This window comes from Dyella sp. 01N36 (genome assembly GCF_056399745.1).
The window spans coordinates 1-18,570 of record NZ_JBFTRY010000064.1 but is presented as its reverse complement, the minus strand read 5'-3'; the positions used below and the strand labels follow the sequence as shown (position 1 = coordinate 18,570).

General features: G+C 63.8%; 12 protein-coding genes. 10 read left to right on the top strand and 2 right to left on the bottom strand.

The window, feature by feature from the left end:
* Positions 1-183: 183 nt before the first annotated feature.
* Together AC1DMG_RS12035 and AC1DMG_RS12030 are read right to left on the bottom strand one after the other, a co-directional pair.
* Positions 184-2,202, bottom strand: coding sequence for an FAD-dependent oxidoreductase (locus tag AC1DMG_RS12035; protein WP_477180552.1), 2,019 nt, complete (start codon positions 2,200-2,202; stop codon positions 184-186).
* Between the two features lie 177 nt (positions 2,203-2,379).
* Positions 2,380-2,637, bottom strand: coding sequence for an acyl-CoA-binding protein (locus AC1DMG_RS12030; protein ID WP_046973383.1), 258 nt, complete (start codon positions 2,635-2,637; stop codon positions 2,380-2,382).
* Positions 2,638-2,752: 115 nt separating this feature from the next.
* On the opposite strand from AC1DMG_RS12030, the gene cmk reads away from it, so the two are divergent.
* The 10 genes from cmk to AC1DMG_RS11980 all read left to right on the top strand — a co-directional run.
* Entirely contained in the window at positions 2,753-3,433 is a 681-nt protein-coding gene (gene cmk / locus AC1DMG_RS12025) for a (d)CMP kinase (RefSeq protein WP_441604145.1), read from the top strand.
* Positions 3,434-3,600: 167 nt separating this feature from the next.
* Positions 3,601-5,274 (top strand): 30S ribosomal protein S1, encoded by a 1,674-nt coding sequence (gene rpsA / locus AC1DMG_RS12020; RefSeq protein ID WP_204636274.1) that lies wholly within the window; start codon positions 3,601-3,603, stop codon positions 5,272-5,274.
* 73 nt (positions 5,275-5,347) lie between these two features.
* Positions 5,348-5,635, top strand: coding sequence for an integration host factor subunit beta (locus AC1DMG_RS12015; RefSeq protein WP_046973381.1), 288 nt, complete (start codon positions 5,348-5,350; stop codon positions 5,633-5,635).
* Positions 5,636-5,807: 172 nt separating this feature from the next.
* Positions 5,808-6,074, top strand: coding sequence for a lipopolysaccharide assembly protein LapA domain-containing protein (locus AC1DMG_RS12010; protein ID WP_477180551.1), 267 nt, complete (start codon positions 5,808-5,810; stop codon positions 6,072-6,074).
* Positions 6,071-7,246 carry a lipopolysaccharide assembly protein LapB gene (gene lapB, locus AC1DMG_RS12005; RefSeq protein ID WP_477180550.1) on the top strand — a complete coding sequence of 392 codons (1,176 nt, stop codon included), beginning with the start codon at positions 6,071-6,073 and terminating at the stop codon, positions 7,244-7,246. The genes AC1DMG_RS12010 and lapB overlap by 4 nt, the downstream gene beginning before the upstream one ends.
* Before the next feature lie 7 nt (positions 7,247-7,253).
* A complete protein-coding gene (locus AC1DMG_RS12000) occupies positions 7,254-8,285 on the top strand; it encodes an MraY family glycosyltransferase (RefSeq protein WP_477175927.1) in 1,032 nt (343 codons plus the stop codon).
* A complete protein-coding gene (locus AC1DMG_RS11995; RefSeq protein WP_441604148.1) occupies positions 8,272-10,167 on the top strand; it encodes a polysaccharide biosynthesis protein in 1,896 nt (631 codons plus the stop codon). The genes AC1DMG_RS12000 and AC1DMG_RS11995 overlap by 14 nt, the downstream gene beginning before the upstream one ends.
* Positions 10,168-11,040, top strand: a complete 873-nt coding sequence (gene galU / locus AC1DMG_RS11990) for a UTP--glucose-1-phosphate uridylyltransferase GalU (RefSeq protein WP_441604149.1) — start codon at positions 10,168-10,170, stop codon at positions 11,038-11,040.
* A gap of 325 nt (positions 11,041-11,365) precedes the next feature.
* Positions 11,366-17,392, top strand: coding sequence for an alpha-2-macroglobulin family protein (locus AC1DMG_RS11985; protein WP_477175926.1), 6,027 nt, complete (start codon positions 11,366-11,368; stop codon positions 17,390-17,392).
* A gap of 51 nt (positions 17,393-17,443) precedes the next feature.
* Positions 17,444-18,570, top strand: a 1,127-nt coding sequence (locus AC1DMG_RS11980) for a transglycosylase domain-containing protein (RefSeq protein ID WP_477180549.1), incomplete at its 3' end; no start/stop codon positions are given.

Genomic DNA, 18,570 nt, shown 5'->3' with positions numbered 1-18,570 from the left:
CCTGACCCACATCGACGCGTCGCCCAGCGGGGCGCTTTCTTTTCAGACGCAGCGCCCGGCCGAAAGGCCGGGCGTTGTCGTTTGTGGCCGGGAAACTGCCCCCCTGTGGGAGCGCACCCTGTGCGCGACTGAGGTCGCCCCAGTCGCGCACAGGGTGCGCTCCCACAGGGGACTGAGGCTTCGTCAAAGCGTGGCGGCCAACCTCGTACCCTGGTCAATGGCGCGCTTGGCATCCAGCTCGGCAGCCACATCGGCGCCGCCGATGACATGGGTGGTGACACCAGCGGCCATCAGGGCATCCGCCAGCGACCGATTCGGCTCCTGCCCGGCGCAGACGATCACGTTGTCCACCGGCAGCACCTGTGGCTGCCCATTCACCGTGATGTGCAGGCCCGCGTCGTCGAAACGCTCGTAGCTCACGCCGCCCAGCATGGTGACGCGCTTGGCCTTGAGCGTGGCGCGATGCACCCAGCCGGTGGTCTTGTTGAGGCGGGCGCCGGGGCATCCTTCGGAGCGCTGCAGCAGCCATAGCTGGCGGGCCGGCGCTTCGGGATGGGCCGGGGCGAGGCCGCCGCGGTTATCGAGCTGCATGTCCACGCCCCATTCGCGGGTCCAGCGCGCGACGTCGAGCGTGGCCGATGGCGCGTGTTCCACCAGAAATTCGGCCACGTCGAAGCCAATGCCGCCGGCGCCGATGATGGCGACACGTTGACCCACGGGCTTGTTGCGCGCGAGCACGTCGAGGTAGCTCAGCACGCGTGGGTCATCGCTGCCGGGAAACTGCACATGACGCGGCGTGATGCCGGTGGCGACCACCACTTCATCGTGGCCATCGGCGGCGAGCGTCGATGCATCGGCGACCTGTCCAAGTTTCACCGTGACACCAGCGTCATCCAGACGATGGCGGAAGTAACGCAGGGTCTCGTGGAATTCTTCTTTGCCGGGAATCCGTTTCGCATAGTTGAACTGGCCGCCGATCTCGCCCGCCTGGTCGATCAAGGTCACCGCGTGGCCGCGTTCGGCAAGCGTGCTGGCGCAGGCGAGGCCGGCCGGGCCTGCGCCGATCACGGCAATCTTCTTGCGCACGGTCGTCGGCTCGATACGCAACTCGGTTTCGTGGCAGGCGCGCGGATTGAGCAGGCAACTCGCACGCTGGTTCTTGAACACGTGATCGAGACACGCCTGGTTGCAGGCAATGCAAGTGTTGATGCGATCGCTGCGTCCCGCCTTCGCCTTGAGCGCCCACTCGGGGTCGGCGAGCAAGGGGCGCGCCATCGACACCATGTCTGCATCGCCGTCGGCGAGGACCCGTTCGGCCACTTCAGGCATGTTGATGCGGTTGGTGGTGATCAGCGGGATCGATACTTCGCCCTTGAGCTTCCTGGTGACCCAAGCAAAGCCCGCGCGCGGGACACTGGTGACGATGGTGGGAACGCGCGCCTCGTGCCAGCCGATACCGGTATTGATGATGCTGGCGCCGGCAGCTTCGATCGCCTTGGCGAGCGTGACGATCTCGCTCCAGTCCTGGCCGTTCTGCACCAGGTCCAGCATCGACAGGCGATAGATGATGATGAAGTCGCGACCCACTGCCTCGCGCGTGCGGCGCACGATTTCCACGGGAAAACGCATGCGTCTGGCGGCATCGCCACCCCAGCCATCGCCGCGCTGGTTGGCATGCGAGGCCAGGAACTGGTTGATCAAATAGCCTTCCGAACCCATCACCTCGATGCCGTCGTAACCGGCATCCTGGGCGAGTTTCGCGCAAGCCAYGAAATCACCGATAGTGCGCTCAACGCCGCGGCTGGAAAGCGCGCGCGGAGTGAACGGCGTGATCGGGGATTTGATCTTTGATGGCGCGAYCGAAAGCGGGTGATAGCCATAGCGCCCCGCATGCAGGATCTGCATGCACAGCTTGCCGCCTTCGCCGTGCACCGCCCGCGTCAGCTTGCGGTGGCGCGCGACATGCCACGGCATGCTCAGCCTGCCGCCGAACGGCTTCAGCCATCCCTGGATGCTGGGCGCAATGCCACCCGTCACCATCAGGCCGACGCCGCCCCGCGCACGCTCGGCGAAGTAGGCGGCGAGCTTGTCGTAGTCGCTGGATTTGTCCTCCAGCCCGGTATGCATCGAGCCCATCAGGATGCGATTGGGCAGGGTGGTGTGCCCGAGGTCGAGCGGGGAGAACAGGTGTGGGAAGTTCATGCGGACCGTCGACGAGGTTCAAACGATCGTATGAATGTGCCTGTGGTAGGCGTTTGAAAGCAAGGGCCGGCGATGTCCTCGTGACCCAGGCGGGGGCACGACATCGCGATCGCCTGCTCGCTGGGAGCCGACGGGGAGGGCGTACAACAAGGGTTCGGCCCCGATGCGGGGCGGGACTTAGCTCAGCAGTTCCTGCACAAACTCGATGTAGCGCTGCATTGCTTCCTCTTCGGAAACGCCGCGCAGATGGGCCCAGGCCTCGTATTTGGCGGTACCCACGAAGTCGAAGAAGCCCGGCGGGTCGCCATGGACATCGCCTTCGGAGCCTTGCTTGTACAAGGCATAGAGCTTGAGCAGGGTGTCGTTGTCCGGCCGCTGGCCAAGCCGCTGGATATCTTCGGCGGCCTGATCGAATTCGCGGCGCAGATCGGTCATGGTGTGAAGTTGCATAGGGTCTGACGGAAAGAGATGGCGAGTGGACATCCCGCGTTCCGTGCGAGGACCAACGCGATAGCATATGCGTTTTCTTTCGTCGCCGTCAGGAGCCCCCATGACTTCATCGCAGTCCGTCCCCGTACTTACCATCGACGGACCCTCGGGGTCGGGCAAGGGCACCATCAGTCGCATGGTCGCTGAGAAACTGGGCTGGCGCCTGCTGGACTCCGGCGCCCTGTACCGCGCGGTGGGCTATGCGGCGGGCATGGAGGGGCTGGACCTGTCCGACGCCGAGGCGGTGACCCGCTGCGCCCAGACCACCAAGATCCGCTTTGTGGCGACGACCGATGGCAGTGATACCCGGATCATGGTCAACGGGCACGATGCCACGGATGAATTGCGGACTGAAACGGCCGGCGGGGCGGCCTCGGCCATCGCCTCGATTCCTTCGGTACGTCAAGCACTTGTAGAGATGCAGCTGGGCTTTCGCAAGGCCCCGGGCCTGGTTGCCGACGGYCGCGACATGGGYACSGTGATCTTCCCCTCGGCGCCCTTCAAGGTGTTTCTGACCGCCAGTGCCGCCGAGCGGGCGAAAAGGCGCTATAAGCAGTTGAAGGAAAAGGGGCTGAGCGTTACACTTGGCACTCTTCAGCGCGAGATCGAGGCGCGCGACGAACGTGATGCGTCACGAACCGTCGCGCCGCTTAAGCCGGCCGCCGATGCGGTTTTCATCGATACCACCGGCATGGGCATCGACGTCGTCGTCGCGAAAGTATTGGCTGTCGTGCAGTCCTGACCAGGGCTGCCGGCGGCTTTTGGCGCCCCTGCCGCGGCAGGGGTCTTGGTCAACGGTGCCAACGGAGCGATCCGGCGACACCCATAACCGGTGGGCCGACTGTCTGTGCGCTATTCATTCCACGGCGCGCATAGGACTTAAGGCCTTTTCTCATTTCTGGAATCAACATGACTGAAAGTTTTGCCGAACTGTTTGAACAGAGCCAACAGGCTATCTCCAAGCTGAAGCCGGGCGCGATCGTCACGGGTATCGTTGTGGAAATCCGCAACGACGTCGTCGTGATCAACGCTGGCCTGAAGAGCGAAGGCATCGTCCCGATCGAGCAGTTCAAGGACGAGAGCGGAGAGCTGGAAGTGCAGGTAGGCGACGAGGTGAAGGTTGCCCTCGACGCCCTGGAAGACGGTTTCGGCGAGACCAAGCTCTCCCGTGAGAAGGCCAAGCGTTCCATGGTATGGGACGACCTTGAGCAGGCCTTCGACAAGGAAGAGACCATCACCGGCAAGATCTCCGGCAAGGTCAAGGGTGGTTTCACCGTCGACATCAAGGACGTCCGCGCATTCCTGCCGGGCTCGCTGGTCGACGTGCGTCCGGTCCGCGATCCGGTTTACCTGGAAGGCAAGGACCTCGAGTTCAAGATCATCAAGCTCGACCGCAAGCGCAACAACGTTGTGGTCAGCCGCCGCGCCGTCGTCGAGACCGAGTTCTCCGAAGAGCGCGAGAAGCTGCTTGAGCGCCTCACCGAGGGTGCAGTGGTCAAGGGTACGGTCAAGAACCTCACCGACTACGGCGCGTTCGTGGACCTGGGCGGTATCGACGGCCTGCTGCACATCACCGACATGGCGTGGAAGCGCGTGCGTCATCCGTCCGAAGTCGTCAACGTCGGCGACGAGCTGGACGTCCGCGTGCTGAAGTACGACCGCGAGCGCAACCGCGTGTCGCTGGGCCTGAAGCAGCTGGGCGACGACCCGTGGGTCGCCATCGCTCGCCGCTACCCGGTCGGCAGCCGCCTGTTCGGCAAGGTCTCCAACGTCACCGATTACGGTTGCTTCGTTGAGATCGAGCCGGGCGTGGAAGGCCTCGTSCACGTTTCCGAAATGGATTGGACCAACAAGAACGTCAACCCGGCCAAGGTCGTGCAGGTCGGTGACGAGACCGAGGTCATGGTCCTGGACGTGGATGAAGAGCGTCGCCGCATCTCGCTGGGTATCAAGCAGACCCGCTCGAACCCGTGGGAAGCCTTCGCAGCGATGCACAAGAAGAACGACAAGGTGTCCGGTCAGATCAAGTCGATCACCGACTTCGGCATCTTCATCGGTCTGGACGGCGGCATCGACGGCCTGGTTCACCTGTCCGACATCTCCTGGCAGGCGTCTGGCGAAGACCTCGTCCGCAACTTCAAGAAGGGCGACGAGATCGAAGCCGTGGTGCTGGCCGTTGATCCGGAGCGCGAGCGCATCTCCCTCGGCATCAAGCAGATGGAGCAGGATCCGTTCGGTCAGTTCATGGCTACCAATCCGCGCGGCACCATCGTCAACGGTACCGTCAAGGAAGTGGATGCCAAGGGCGCCGTGATCGACCTGGGCGAGGGCGTCGAGGGTTACCTTCGCGCCAACGACATCGCCAAGGAGCGCATCGACGATGCCACGCAGCATCTGAAGGTTGGCGACAAGGTCGAAGCCAAGTTCACCGGCATGGACCGTAAGGGCCGCCAGCTGCAGCTGTCGATCCGCGCCAAGGACGAAGAAGACGTTGCCGATGCCATGGCTGAGTACTCGTCCGCTTCCGGCGGCACGACCAAGCTTGGCGCGCTGCTCAAAGAGCAGCTCAACAAGGCTGACTAAGCAATAAGCAAAGCAGGAATGCGGGGCGGCGGTACGTCGCCCCGCGGTTACACGTCACGGACATTGGGGACCCATGACCAAATCCGAATTGATTGAGGCGCTGGCACGGCGTCAGACCCACCTTGCGTTCGCCGACGTGGAGTTGGCGGTCAAGAGCGTGATCGAACAGATGAGCCATGCCCTGTCCAATGGCGAGCGCATCGAAGTCCGAGGCTTCGGCAGCTTTGCGCTGCACTACCGCCCGCCGCGTATGGGACGCAATCCCAAGACCGGCGACGCCGTAGCCCTGCCGGGCAAGCATGTCCCGCATTTCAAGCCGGGCAAGGAATTGCGCGAGCGCGTCAACTTGAATCTGGATTGATCACCCGTTCGACGGGAATCACCACGATCTTTGGAAGGCAGGACGGCGATGAGCCGTTCCTGCCTTCTTTTTTTCAGCGGACGGAGCAGGAAAAAACGAACGGCGGCGCAATTCTGAAGGTCGGCCGAACAGCCGCCTGTGCCGCTCCACGGCAATCGGGTAAAGTCCCCATATGCGCCTGATCGTTACGCTGATTCTTCTCCTCTTCATTGCGGYCGGCATCGTCGTCGGCGCGCTCAATGCCGATCTGGTCGCCTATGACCTCGGCTTTGCCCGCCTGCAGCTGCCCAAAGGCGCCGCCCTGTTGCTGGCACTGGTGATCGGCTGGCTGCTGGGTGGACTCACCGCCTGGCTTGGCGTCAGTTCTCGCCATCGCCGCCTGCGCCGCAAGACGGCCGCGGCGGATGGCAAGGCGAAAACCTCTCCGGCTGGTGCATGAGCGCGCTTCTCTACGTCCTCGTCCTGCTCGTACCCGCAGCATTTGCCAGTGGCTGGTGGACCGCCCGCCGGGCCGGTGTGCGGCGCTCCGGCGCGCAGGTGAGCGAGCTTTCTTCCGATTACTTCCGCGGCCTCAACTACCTGCTCAACGAGGAGCAGGACAAGGCCATCGAGGTGTTCCTCAAGCTGGCCGAATACAACCGCGACACGGTGGAAACCCATCTTGCCCTGGGCAATCTGTTCCGCCGTCGTGGTGAAGTGGATCGTGCGATCCGCCTGCACCAGCATCTGGTCTCGCGGCCGGGTCTGTCCGATGCCATGAAGACCGTCGCCTTGCTGGAGCTGGGCGAGGACTATATGCGCGCCGGCCTGCTCGATCGCGCCGAAACCCTGTTCTCCGATCTGGTCRCGATGGATGCGCATGCGCCGTCCGCGCTGCGCCACCTGATTGCGATCTACCAGCACGAGCGCGACTGGCATAAGGCCATCGAGCATGCGCGTCGCCTGGAAGCGATGACGGGCGAAGACGAGGCGAACATGATCGCCCAGTTCTATTGCGAGCTGGCCGAGCAGTCGCGGCAGCATGGCGCCCGTCAGGAAGCGCGCGAATATCTGCGCCAGGCGTTTGCCTGCCAGGCCGATTGCGTGCGTGCCTTTATGCTGACCGGACGTCTATACGCCGAAGAAGGTCAGCACGCGGAAGCGGCCAAGGCCTATGAGCATGCCGTCGAGGCGGACATCGCCTTCGTGCCGGAAATCCTGCCGCCGCTGCTCAACAGCTATGCACGCTCGCAGCAGATGGAGCATGCCGAGCACTTCATGCGCGACATTTTGGAGCGTTATCACGGCATCTCGCCGGTGCTGGCGCTGACGCGCCTGTATCAGCAGCGCGATGGCGAACGCACCGCGGTTGAATTCCTCACCTCGCAGTTGCGCCAGCGCCCCTCGGTGCGCGGACTGATGGCGTTGATCGACGCCACCATGGACAAGATGGAAGGCGAGGCGCGCGAGAACTTCCTGATCCTGCGCGACCTCACCAAGAAGCTGCTCGAGGGCCAGGCGATGTACCGCTGCAGCCGTTGCGGCTTCGGCGCCAAGGCGCACCACTGGCAGTGCCCCAGCTGCAAGAACTGGAGCACGATCCRCCCGATCCACGGCGTGGCCAACGAATGAGGCGCGGATGACTCCCGCTACGCTGGCGTTAGGGATGGTGCTGGCCGCGTTGGTGATTGCGATGGTGGTCGTCCGCGGCGCCATCGCCTACGCGCATCGCCGCGGCATGATGGACATGCCCGGGCAACGTCGTTCCCATACGATCCCCACGCCTCGCGGCGGCGGCATCGGCATCGTCGTGGCGGTGCTGCTGACCATGCCGCTGAGCCTCATCATGCTGCCAGAGGCGCTGCCGGCGGTCGTGGTGGCAGCGTTCGCCGTGGCCACGCTGCTGGTCGCTGCGGTGGGTTGGTGGGACGACCACCGCTCGCTGCCGATCCTGCCGCGMTTTGCCATCCAGCTGTTGGCGGCTGGCTTGTTGGCGATGGCGCTCGCGATCACCGGGATGTCCTGGTGGTGGGTGCCGGTGCTGGTTCTCGCCGGCGGCTGGAGCATCAACCTGCACAACTTCATGGACGGCATCGACGGCCTGCTGGCCCAGCAGGTGATCTTCGTCGGGGTGGGATTGGCCGTGTTGGCCTCTGCAGCCGCCCAACTGGCCTTGGCGACGGCCTGCGCCTGCCTGGCCGGGGCGGCCCTGGGTTTTTGGGTCTTCAACCGGCCCCGGGCCCGCATTTTCATGGGAGATGTGGGCAGCGGCACCATGGGATTGCTGATTTTCGCCCTGACCGCAACGCTCTGGCGGGTCGATTGGCACTTACTGTGGCCTGCTTTGATCCTCAGTTCATCTTTTGTAGCGGACGCTAGCCTTACTCTGTTGGCTCGTATGGTCAGTGGCCGCCGTTGGTACACTGCACATCGTGAACACCTGTACCAGTGGATGGTACGCAGTGGTTTCACGCATGCCACGGGGGGGGCGTGCTATCTGGCCTGGAACGTGTTGGTGGCAGCGCCTTTGGCGCTCCTCGCATGGGCCAGTCCAGCGTGGTCGGTGCCGGTCTCCATCGGTACCTACCTGATAGCGACCGCCGTCTGGATATTCATGAAGCGCCGTAGTCTGCGGCGTGTTTTGGACAAGGGTCGACATGTCGCTACGTAATTGGGTCGGTGTCATTCATCCGCGTACGGCCGTGGTCCTCCACGACCTGCTGATGGCTGCGCTGGCATGGTGGATCGCCAAGGCCCTGCGCTACGCCATGATCGACAACGCGGCGATCAGCTTCCACGCGCTGGAGTTTCCGCTGGTCCTGCTGGTGCAGGGCGCGGTCCTGAGCTGGACCGGCCTGTACAAGGGCGTGTGGCGCTTTGCCAGCCTGCCGGACCTGTGGAACATCCTGCGTGCGGCGATCATCGGCGCGCTCGCCATCGCGGCCGTGCTCATCCTCTACAACCGCCTTGCCGACGTGCCGCGCTCGGTGCTGCTGGTATACCCCGTGGTGCTGTCGGTTCTGCTTGGTACACCGCGCCTGGCGTATCGCTTCTGGAAGGACAGCCGGGTCGACCTGTTCCAGGCCAAGCCGGCCCAGCGCGTGCTTATCGTGGGTGCCGATCGCGCCGGCGAGGCGCTCTCGCGCGATCTGCATCGCGACAACGGTTTCACCGTGGTGGGTTTCGTCGACGACAAGGAAAGCCTGCGCGGCGCCAGCATCAATGGTCGCCCGGTGCTCGGTCGCATCGACCAGATTCCCGAGCTGGCACGCGAAGTGGCTGCACAGATGCTGCTCATCGCCATGCCTGGCGCCACCACCCAGGAAATGCGCCGGGTGGTGGAGCTGTGCGATCTCAGTGGCCTGCCATATCGCACCGTGCCCAAGCTGGAAGACGTGGTTTCCGGTCGCGCGCACTTCAACGAGATCAAGGAAGTCGCCATCGAGGATCTGCTCGGCCGCGACACCGTGGAGCTCGATTGGACGGCCATCCGCGTCACGCTTACCGGTCGCCGCGTGCTGGTGACGGGCGGCGGCGGTTCGATCGGTTCGGAGCTCTGCCGCCAGGTCGCGCGCCTGGGAGCCCAGGCCTTGTGCGTGGTCGACAACTGCGAATTCAATCTCTACCGGATTTCGCAGGAGTTGCGCGCCGAGTATCCGGAACTGATCTTTGAAGGCGTCCTCGCCGATTGCGGCGATGTCGCCGCGATGCGCAAGCTGTTCGGCGAATACAAGCCGCAGGTCGTATTCCACGCCGCGGCCTACAAGCATGTGCCGATGTTGCAGGGCCAGCTGCGCGCCGCGTTCCGCAACAACGTGCTGGCCACGCGCAACGTGGCCGACCTTGCGGACCGCCACCAGGTGGAAGCCTTCGTGCTGATTTCCACCGACAAGGCGGTCAACCCGACCAGCGTGATGGGCGCCTGCAAGCGTCTGGCGGAAATCTGGTGCCAGAATCTCAACGAGCATTCCAATACGCACTTCATCACCGTACGTTTCGGCAACGTGCTCGATTCGGCCGGTTCGGTGGTTCCGCTGTTCCGCGAGCAGATCCGCAACGGCGGTCCGCTCACCATCACGCATCCGGAAATCTCCCGCTACTTCATGACCATCCCCGAGGCCTGCCAGCTGATCCTGCAGGCAGCCAGCATCGGCAAGGGCGGCGAGATCTTTGCGCTGGACATGGGGGAGCCGATCAAGATCCGCGATCTGGCCGAGCAGATGATCCGCCTGGCCGGCCGCAAGCCGGGCACGGAAATTCCCATCGTCTACACCGGTCTGCGTTCCGGTGAAAAGCTGTTCGAGGAGCTGTTCCACCCGCTCGAGAATTACATCGAGACGACGCACGTGAAGATCTTTCTTGCGCAATACCGTCCGGTGAAATGGGATTTGCTCAACACGCAGATGGCCAAGGCAGCGGACGCTGTGGTGGCTTACGACGAGGATACGCTGCGTCAATGCGTCTCCAATCTGCTGCCGTCGTTCCGCTGGAGCGATTCGGTGCAGATGGATAACGTGGTGACGCTGCGTCGTAATGAATCAGGAGAGAAGTGAGTGAGTAAGCCGTTGCGCAAGGTCGTGTTTCCTGTCGCCGGTCTCGGCACCCGTTTTCTTCCCGCGACCAAGGTGGTTGCCAAGGAAATGCTGCCGGTGCTGGATCGTCCGTTGATCCAGTACGCCGTCGATGAAGCGGTGGACGCTGGCGCGGACACGCTGATTTTCGTCACCAACCGCTACAAGCACGCCATCGCGGACTATTTCGACAAGGCCTACGAGCTGGAAGCGAAGCTGCAGGAAAAGGGCAAGGACGAATTGCTCGCACTGGTGCAGGGCACCTTGCCCAGGCACGTGCGCGCCATCTTCGTGACCCAGCCCGAAGCGCTCGGCCTGGGCCATGCGGTGCTGTGCGCCAAGCCGGTGGTGGGTGATGAGCCGTTTGGCGTGGTGCTGCCGGACGACCTGATCTGGAACAAGGGCAAGGGCGCACTGCGCCAGATGGCCGAGCTCGCCCAGTCGGCCAACGCCGGCGTGATCGCCGTGGAAGAAGTGCCGCACAGCGACACCGACAAGTACGGCATCGTCGATGCCACGCCGGTGGACGAGCGCAGCGCCAAGATTCGCCACATGGTGGAAAAGCCCAAGCCGGCCGACGCGCCGTCGAACCTGGCCGTGGTCGGCCGCTACGTGCTGCCGGGTCGCATTTTCCAGTTGCTCGAGCAGACCACGCCCGGCGCCGGTGGCGAAATCCAGCTGACCGACGCCATCGATGCCTTGCTCAAGGAGCAGGGCGATGTGCTGGCGTACCGCTTCGAAGGCACGCGCTTCGATTGCGGCAACAAGGCCGGCCTGGTCCGCGCCACCATGCACATGGCCTTGCAGGATCCCAAGCTTGCGCCGGTCGTGCGCGAGATCATGGCCACGCTCTGATCTTTGCCGGAGGTACCGGCCCCGGCCGGTACCTCATCTGGCCTTGCGCAACGCGGGCCGGGAACAGTCTCAAAGGGCGGGCAGCGCCGATGCGTCGCTGACGCAACCATGCCAGAATCCTTGCCGCGCTTTGCCATCTTTGGCGCGCAAGCTGTTCGTGGGGTAAGCCGGTGATGTTGAGTCCGCTTCGCAAGAGGCGGGCGTTTTGGCGCACCTGAGCTGCACCGAGACCGGCTTGCCCGAGGAATGTTCTGATCGATTGCGCGCGTCAAATCGATCACAGTGTCCCCAGTCGTGTTCATCGGATGAAGAACGGGAAGGCATCATGGATCTGCTGCGATTTCTGCTGTTGTTGCCCTTGCGCCTGTTGCGCGGGCTACTGACGGGCCTGGGCCTGATACTGCGTCCGCTGTTCGGACAGGTCAGCTGGTCGGCGCCCACCTGGGTGCCCGCGACCGGCGGCTGGATTCGCCGTCGCCCGGTGCATGCCGCCGGCGCACTGCTCGCGGCCCTCGTACTCACCGCCGCGGGGTGGTTCGGCTGGCAGTGGTACAAGAATCGTCCCCAGCCGGTTGAGCCAACGCGCATCACGCTGAGCGCATCGGCGCCTTCCATCACGGACTATACGAAGCAACCGATCGTCATCAGTCCGCTGATGGTGACGTTCTCCGGGTCAGCTGCGCCCATCGAGCAGGTGGGCAAGCCGGTGACCGCCGGTATTGCCATGCAACCGGCAGTAAAGGGGCAGTGGACGTGGGTCGACGATCGCACCTTGCGCTTTGTACCCGCCGAGGATTGGCCGATCGGCAAGCACTACGAAGTGCGCTTCGATGTCGCCAAGGCGTTCGCCCGCCAGGTGCTGATGGCTGACGACCACTTCGAGTTCGACACGCCGGCATTCGAGGCCAAGGTGGAGCGGGGCGAGTTCTATCAGGATCCGCAGGACGCCACCGCTAAGAAGACCATCCAGCCGGTGACGTTCAATTACCCGGTCGACACCGCCGATTTCGAGAAGCGCATCGAAGTGGGCCTGATGCAGCGCGGGTCCCGCGACGCGCCGCTGAAGTACACGGTCACCTACGACCAGTACAAGCTGCATGCCTGGATCCACTCGCAGCCGCTGTCCTTGCCGCGCGACGAAAGCGCCGTGGCCTACACCATCGCCAAGGGAGTGCGCAGCGCGCGTGGCGGCGACGCCACCGCTGCCGAGCTGAAGACGCAGGTGCGCGTGCCTGGCCTTTACAGCCTTACCATCGATGGCATCGAGCCGACGCTGGTCGACAACGAAAAGTACGAACCCGAACAGGTGTTGCTGGTCAATGTCGGCGGCGCCGTTCGCGACACCGACCTGGCCGGTCTGATCAAGGCGTGGGTGCTGCCGCCGCGCAAGGCCGCAGAGCAGCAGGATGACGATGCGCCGCCGTATCCGTGGAGTGAAGGGGAAGTGGGCGAGGCGCAGCTGCGCCAGAGCCAGCCGCTGAAGCTTGAGATGGTGCCCACCGAGAATGACTACGACGCCGTGCAGAGCTTCAAGTTCCACGCGTCGCCCGGGCAGCGTGTGTATGTGCGGGTGGACAAAGGGCTGAAGACCTTTGGTGGCTACATCCTGGGCAAGCCCTATGGCAGCGTCGTCACGGTACCCAACTATCCCAAGCTGCTGCGCTTCATGGCGGACGGTTCGCTGTTGTCCATGTCGGGCAGCAAGCGTGTCTCGGTCGTGTCGCGCAATCTTCCCGGCATGCGCGTGGAGATTGGTCGCGTGCTGCCGGATCAGCTGCAACATCTGGTGAGCCTCAACCAGGGTTCGTACGCGCATCCGGAACTGAGCTACGCCTTCAGCGAAGACCATATCGTCGAGCGCTTTGAACAGAAGCGCAGCTTCCCCAAGGACGATCCGGCCAAGGCCCATTACGAGGGCGTCGACCTTGGCCAATACCTGAAGGAAGGCAAGCACGGCGTCTTCCTGTTGCACCTGTCCAGCTACGACGCCGTGGCGGAAAAAAAGCAGGAAGACGCTCGCAAGGCTGCGCAGAACGAACCGCAGGCAGCGCCCACCAACGATGCGTCAGGCGACGAATCGGGAGATGGCGAAGCTGACCAGGGCGAGATGTCGAACGATGACGATGGCAGCGTGCCTGCGGCTGACACGCGCATGATCGTGGTCACTGACCTGGGCATGCTGGTAAAGCGTTCGCTGGATGGCAGCCAGGATGTGTTCGTGCAATCGATCCGCTCCGGCCAGCCGGTCGGCGGTGCCTCGGTATCCGTGCTGGCGGTGAACGGGCAGACGCTGTTCAGCGATACCACCTCGGCGGATGGCGTCGTGCATTTCCCAAGCTTCAAGGGGCTGGAGCGCGAAAAGCAGCCGACGCTGTATGTGGTGAAAAAGGGCGACGACTTGTCGTTCCTGCCCATTGGCGGCAGCAGCAGCTATGACCGCAAACTCGACTTCTCGCGTTTCGACGTGGGCGGCGAGCGCAATGCGCAGAACGAAGGCCAGCTGTCGGCCTACCTGTTCTCCGATCGCGGCATCTATCGACCGGGCGATACCTTCCATGTGGGACTGATCGTGCGCGCTGCCAGCTGGACGCGCAGCGTGGCGGGCGTGCCGCTGCAGGCGGAGATCGTCGATCCGCGCGGCATGACGGTGAAGCAGTTGCCAATGTCGATGGACGCCACCGGTTTTGGCGAACTCGACTACGCGCCCGCCGAAACCGCGCCGACCGGCACCTGGACGGTGAACCTCTACATCGTCAAGGACGGCAAGGCGGCTGCGCAGATCGGCAGCACCACCGTGCAGGTGAAGGAATTCCTGCCCGATCGCATGAAGGTCGAAGCCAAGCTCGCCGGGCAAGTGACCGAGGGCTGGGTCAAGCCGGACCAGATCAAGGGCGTGGTCGATGTGATGAACCTGTTCGGCACGCCGGCAGCGAACCGTCGCGTGGAAGCGTCGGTGACGCTGCGTCCGGCATGGCCCGCGTTCCGCAGCTGGCCCGACTATCACTTCTACGATGTGCGCCGCGCCAAAGAGGGCTACGAGGACAAGCTGCAGGACGGCAAGACCGACGACAAGGGCCATGCCGAGTTCGATCTGGACCTGAAGAAATACGCCGACGCCACGTATCAGCTGTACTTCCTTGTCAAGGCGTACGAGCCCGAGGGCGGTCGCAGCGTGGCCGCGGCAGCGCAGACGCTGGTGTCGAGCAACGACTGGGTAGTGGGTTACAAATCCGTCGACAACCTCGATTACATCAACCGCGATGCGTCGCGCAGCGTGCATCTGGTGGCGATCGACCACACGGCCAAGTCGATGGCGCTCAAAGAGCTCAAGGCGCGCCTGATCGAACGTCGCTATATTTCGGTGCTGACCAAGCAGGACTCGGGCGTCTTCAAATACCAGTCCAAGCTCAAGGAAGTACCGCTCAACGAGCAGCCGCTGTCGATTCCGGCCAATGGCATGGATTACGCGCTGCCGACCGACAAGCCGGGCAACTACGCGCTGGTGATCGTGCGCAGCAGCGATGGCGTGGAAGTCAATCGCGTCGAGTACTCCGTGGCGGGTGCGGCCAACGTGTCGCGTTCGCTGGATCGCAACGCGGAGCTGCAGCTCAATCTGAGCAAGCAGGATTACGCGCCCGGCGAATCGATGGATATCGCCATACGAGCGCCCTATGCGGGGAGTGGCCTGATCACCATCGAGCGCGACAAGGTCTATGCGCACGCATGGTTCCACGCCGATACCAGCAGCTCTGTGCAGCACATTACGGTGCCGGCGGACTTCGAAGGCAACGGTTACATCAACGTGCAGTACATCCGCGATCCCTCGTCGGATGAGATCTTCATGAGTCCGCTCAGCTATGGCGTGGTGCCGTTCTCGGTCAACCTGGACGCGCGTCGCAATGCCATCAAGGTGGATGCGCCGGCGCTGGTGAAGCCGGGCGAGACCGTTACGTTCAAGCTGAGCGCCCCGCAGCCGACCCGCGCCGTGGTGTTCGCGGTGGACGAGGGCATTCTGCAGGTGGCGCGCTACAAGCTGGGCGATCCACTGAAGTTCTTCTTCCGCAAGCGCATGCTCGAAGTGGGTACCTCGCAGATCCTCGACCTGATCCTGCCCGACTTCGAGAAGCTGATGGCGATGGCCGCACCCGGCGGCGACGCCGACGGCGCGATCGGTCGCCAGCTCAATCCGTTCAAGCGCAAGCGCGACAAGCCGGTGGCGTATTGGTCCGGCATCGTCGAGGTGAATGGCGAGAAGGATCTGACCTATCAGGTGCCCGACTACTTCAACGGCAAGCTGCGCGTGATGGCGGTGGCGGTGTCGTCCGATCGCATCGGCACCTACGAGGGAGGCACCACGGTACGCGGCGACTTCGTGCTCTCGCCCAATGTGCCCACGACGCTGGCGCCGGGTGACGAAGTCGAAGTCAGCGTGGGTGTTGCCAATAACCTCACCGGACTTGGCGGCAAGCAAGTGCCCGTGGCGGTGACCTTGAAGACAGGGCCGCAGCTGCAGGTGGTCGGCGCGCCGAACCAGAGCTTGAATCTGGGCGAGATGCGCGAGGGCGTGGTCACGTTCCGCGTCAAGGCGACCGACAAGCTCGGCTCCGGCAACCTGAGTTTCACCGCGGGCTATGGCGACAAGTCGGCCCACCAGAGCGTAGACGTTTCCGTGCGCCCGGCGTCGGCTTATCGCACCCAGGTGGATGTGGGCCGCGTGGATGCGGGTACCAAGCAGGATCAGCCGGATCTACGCCGCCTGTTCACCGAATATGCGTCGCGTGATGCGGCCATTTCCAATATCCCGGTGGTGTTGTCCAGCGGCCTGACCACGTATCTGGTCAATTTCCAGCACTACTGCAGCGAGCAGATCGTCAGTTCCGCCATGCCCAGGCTGGTGCTGTCGAAGTGGCCGCAGGTGAAGGTGTTTGCGGATGCCTTGCAGCCGGCGATGAGCGGCAAGAAGCTCAGCAACGAGGAAGCCTTGACCCAGTTCCTGGACGTGCTGCACTCGCGCCAGAACGGGCAGGGCGGCTTCGGCCTGTGGTCGGCGACGCCGGACTCCAATCCGTTCGTGTCGACCTATGCCATGCACTTCATGCTGGAAGCACGCGATCGTGGGGTGGAGATTCCCCGCGACATGTTCGATGCCGGCAACAAGTACTTGCATCAGCTGGCCAGCGACGACACGCTCGATGGGCTGGATCTGCTGCGCCAGCGCGCGTATGCCGTGTACTTGCTGACCCGCCAGGGCAACGTCACCACCAACGACCTGGCTGCCGTGCAGAAGCGTCTGCAGGATGCGTATCCGGATCAATGGAAAAGCGATCTCGCCGCTGCCTGGCTGGCGTCCTCCTACCAGTTGCTCAAGCAGGACAAGCAGGCTGCGCAGCTGATCGCCGGCCCGCAGAAACTGCTCGAGCGCAGTGCGGCCGACAAGGACTATCGCTACGGCTATTACTACGACTCGTTGATCCGCGACGCGAGCACCTTGTACCTGCTCAGCAAACACTTCCCCGAGCGCACCCGGGCACTGTCGCCCCGTGTGATGGAGAACATCACCGAGCCGCTGGAACGCGGCTGGAACAACACGCTGTCCTCGTCGATGGTGCTGCTGGCGCTCGATAGCTACGCCTCGCAGAACACCACGCAGCTGGACAAACTGCGCATCGATCAGGTGCACGCCGACGGCGCGGTCAAGGCCATCGCCGCGCTGCAGGGCAATCTGCTGCAAGCGGGCAGTTGGGATGCGGACGCCAAGCGCCTGCGCTTCACCAACGACAGCACGCTGCCGGCGTGGCGTGTGGTGAGCCAGGGCGGCTTCGATCGCGATCAGCCGTCCAAGGCGATCAAGGACGGGCTGGAAATCACCCGCGATTACACCGCCGTCAACGGCAAGGCGATCGACAAGGTCACCATCGGTCAGGAGATCGATGTGCACGTGAAAATCCGCGCCACCGACGATCGTGGCATCGACAACGTGGCCATCGTCGACTTGCTGCCCGGCGGTTTCGAGCCGGTGATCCAGCCGCCGCCGGCGGTGACGGATCAGCAGCAGGACGGCAGCGAGCAAAACGACGCCGGTGGCGATAGCGAGGTCAAGGCCAGCGCCTGGCGTTCGCCGATCGGCGTAGGCAACACCAGCTGGGCGCTGCAGTACGCCGACGTGCGCGAGGATCGAGTGGTGCTCTACGGCACGGCCACGCCGGAGGTGGGCGAGTTCGTCTACCGCATCAAGGCCACCAATGCCGGCAAGTTCATCGTGCCGCCGGCTTATGGCGAGGCGCTGTACGACCGTCGCGTGCAGGCGCGCACGGCTGGCGGCGTCACCCTGGAGGTTGTCCGTCAGCCTTGAGGAAAGCGGAGCGCCCATGCCAGCGCATGGGTGCTCCCACGGACACGCCGCATGACCACGCCGCCGCTCATCGCCCGTAGTCGCCGCGCTCTGCTTCGCTGGATCGTGCGCTGGCAGAATGCCTTGGTCGGCGTCGCGCTGCTGGCGGCATTGCTGGTGGGAGTGCGCGCGTGGCCGCACCGTCCCCTGAGTGCCTGGCTGCCGTCGTCGACCGCGGTGTACGACGCGCGAGGCCGATTGCTGCGCCTCACGCTGGCCAGCGATCAGCGTTATCGCCTGTGGGTCCCGCTCAAGGACGTATCCCCCGCATTGGTTGACGGCGTGCTGCTGCACGAGGACCGCTGGTATCGCTGGCACCCCGGCTTCAATCCCTATGGCTTGATGCGTGGTGCCTGGGTGACCTATGTGAGCCACGGCAATCGGCAGGGCGGATCCACTGTCACCATGCAGCTGGCACGCTTGCTCTGGCGGCTCAATACGCGCTCACCCGCAGGCAAACTGCAGCAGGTCGCGCGTGCGCTACAGCTGGAACTGTTTTATTCCAAGGATCAGATTCTCGAGGCCTATCTCAACGCTGCACCTTATGGGCGCAATGTCGAAGGCGTGGGTGCGGCGAGCCTGGCCTACTTCGACAAGCCCGCCGATGCGCTGAGCCTTCCCGAGGCGTTGACGCTGGCAGTGATTCCGCAGGATCCAAGCCGACGTTTGCAGGCCGGTGCCGATGCGCCGGACCTTATCAGTCAACGGCTCAGTACCTCGCGCAATCGCCTCTACGCCAAGTGGAAAGCGCTGCATCCCAGGGATGCGAGTCTGCAGCCGCTGTTCGCGTTGCCGCTGCGCCTTCGTCCGCTCTCCAAGCTGCCGTTCGAAGCGCCGCATGCCGTGGATCAGGTACTGGCCGAGCGCAGGGTGCTGTCCAGCGATACGGACAGTCGCGTCACCACCACCCTCGATCTCGATCTCCAGCACGTGCTGGAGCGGCAGGTGGATCACTACGTCGAGCGCAACAGCGGTCGCGGCATTCGCAATGTGGCAGCCATCCTGGTGGACACGCGCGACATGGGCGTGAAGGCAATGGTCGGTTCAGCCGACTACGCCAATGCGGATATCCAGGGGCAAGTGAACGGCACGCTGGCCAAGCGTTCGCCGGGTTCAACGCTGAAGCCCTTCATCTATGC

What these genes read in the sequence shown, in the direction of transcription:
- AC1DMG_RS11985 (WP_477175926.1), top strand. Translation starts at nt 11,366, where the DNA reads ATGGATCTGCTGCGATTTCTGCTGTTGTTGCCCTTGCGCCTGTTGCGC.
- AC1DMG_RS12015 (WP_046973381.1), top strand. Translation starts at nt 5,348, where the DNA reads ATGACCAAATCCGAATTGATTGAGGCGCTGGCACGGCGTCAGACCCAC.
- AC1DMG_RS12030 (WP_046973383.1), bottom strand. Translation starts at nt 2,637, where the DNA reads ATGACCGATCTGCGCCGCGAATTCGATCAGGCCGCCGAAGATATCCAG.
- AC1DMG_RS11995 (WP_441604148.1), top strand. Translation starts at nt 8,272, where the DNA reads ATGTCGCTACGTAATTGGGTCGGTGTCATTCATCCGCGTACGGCCGTG.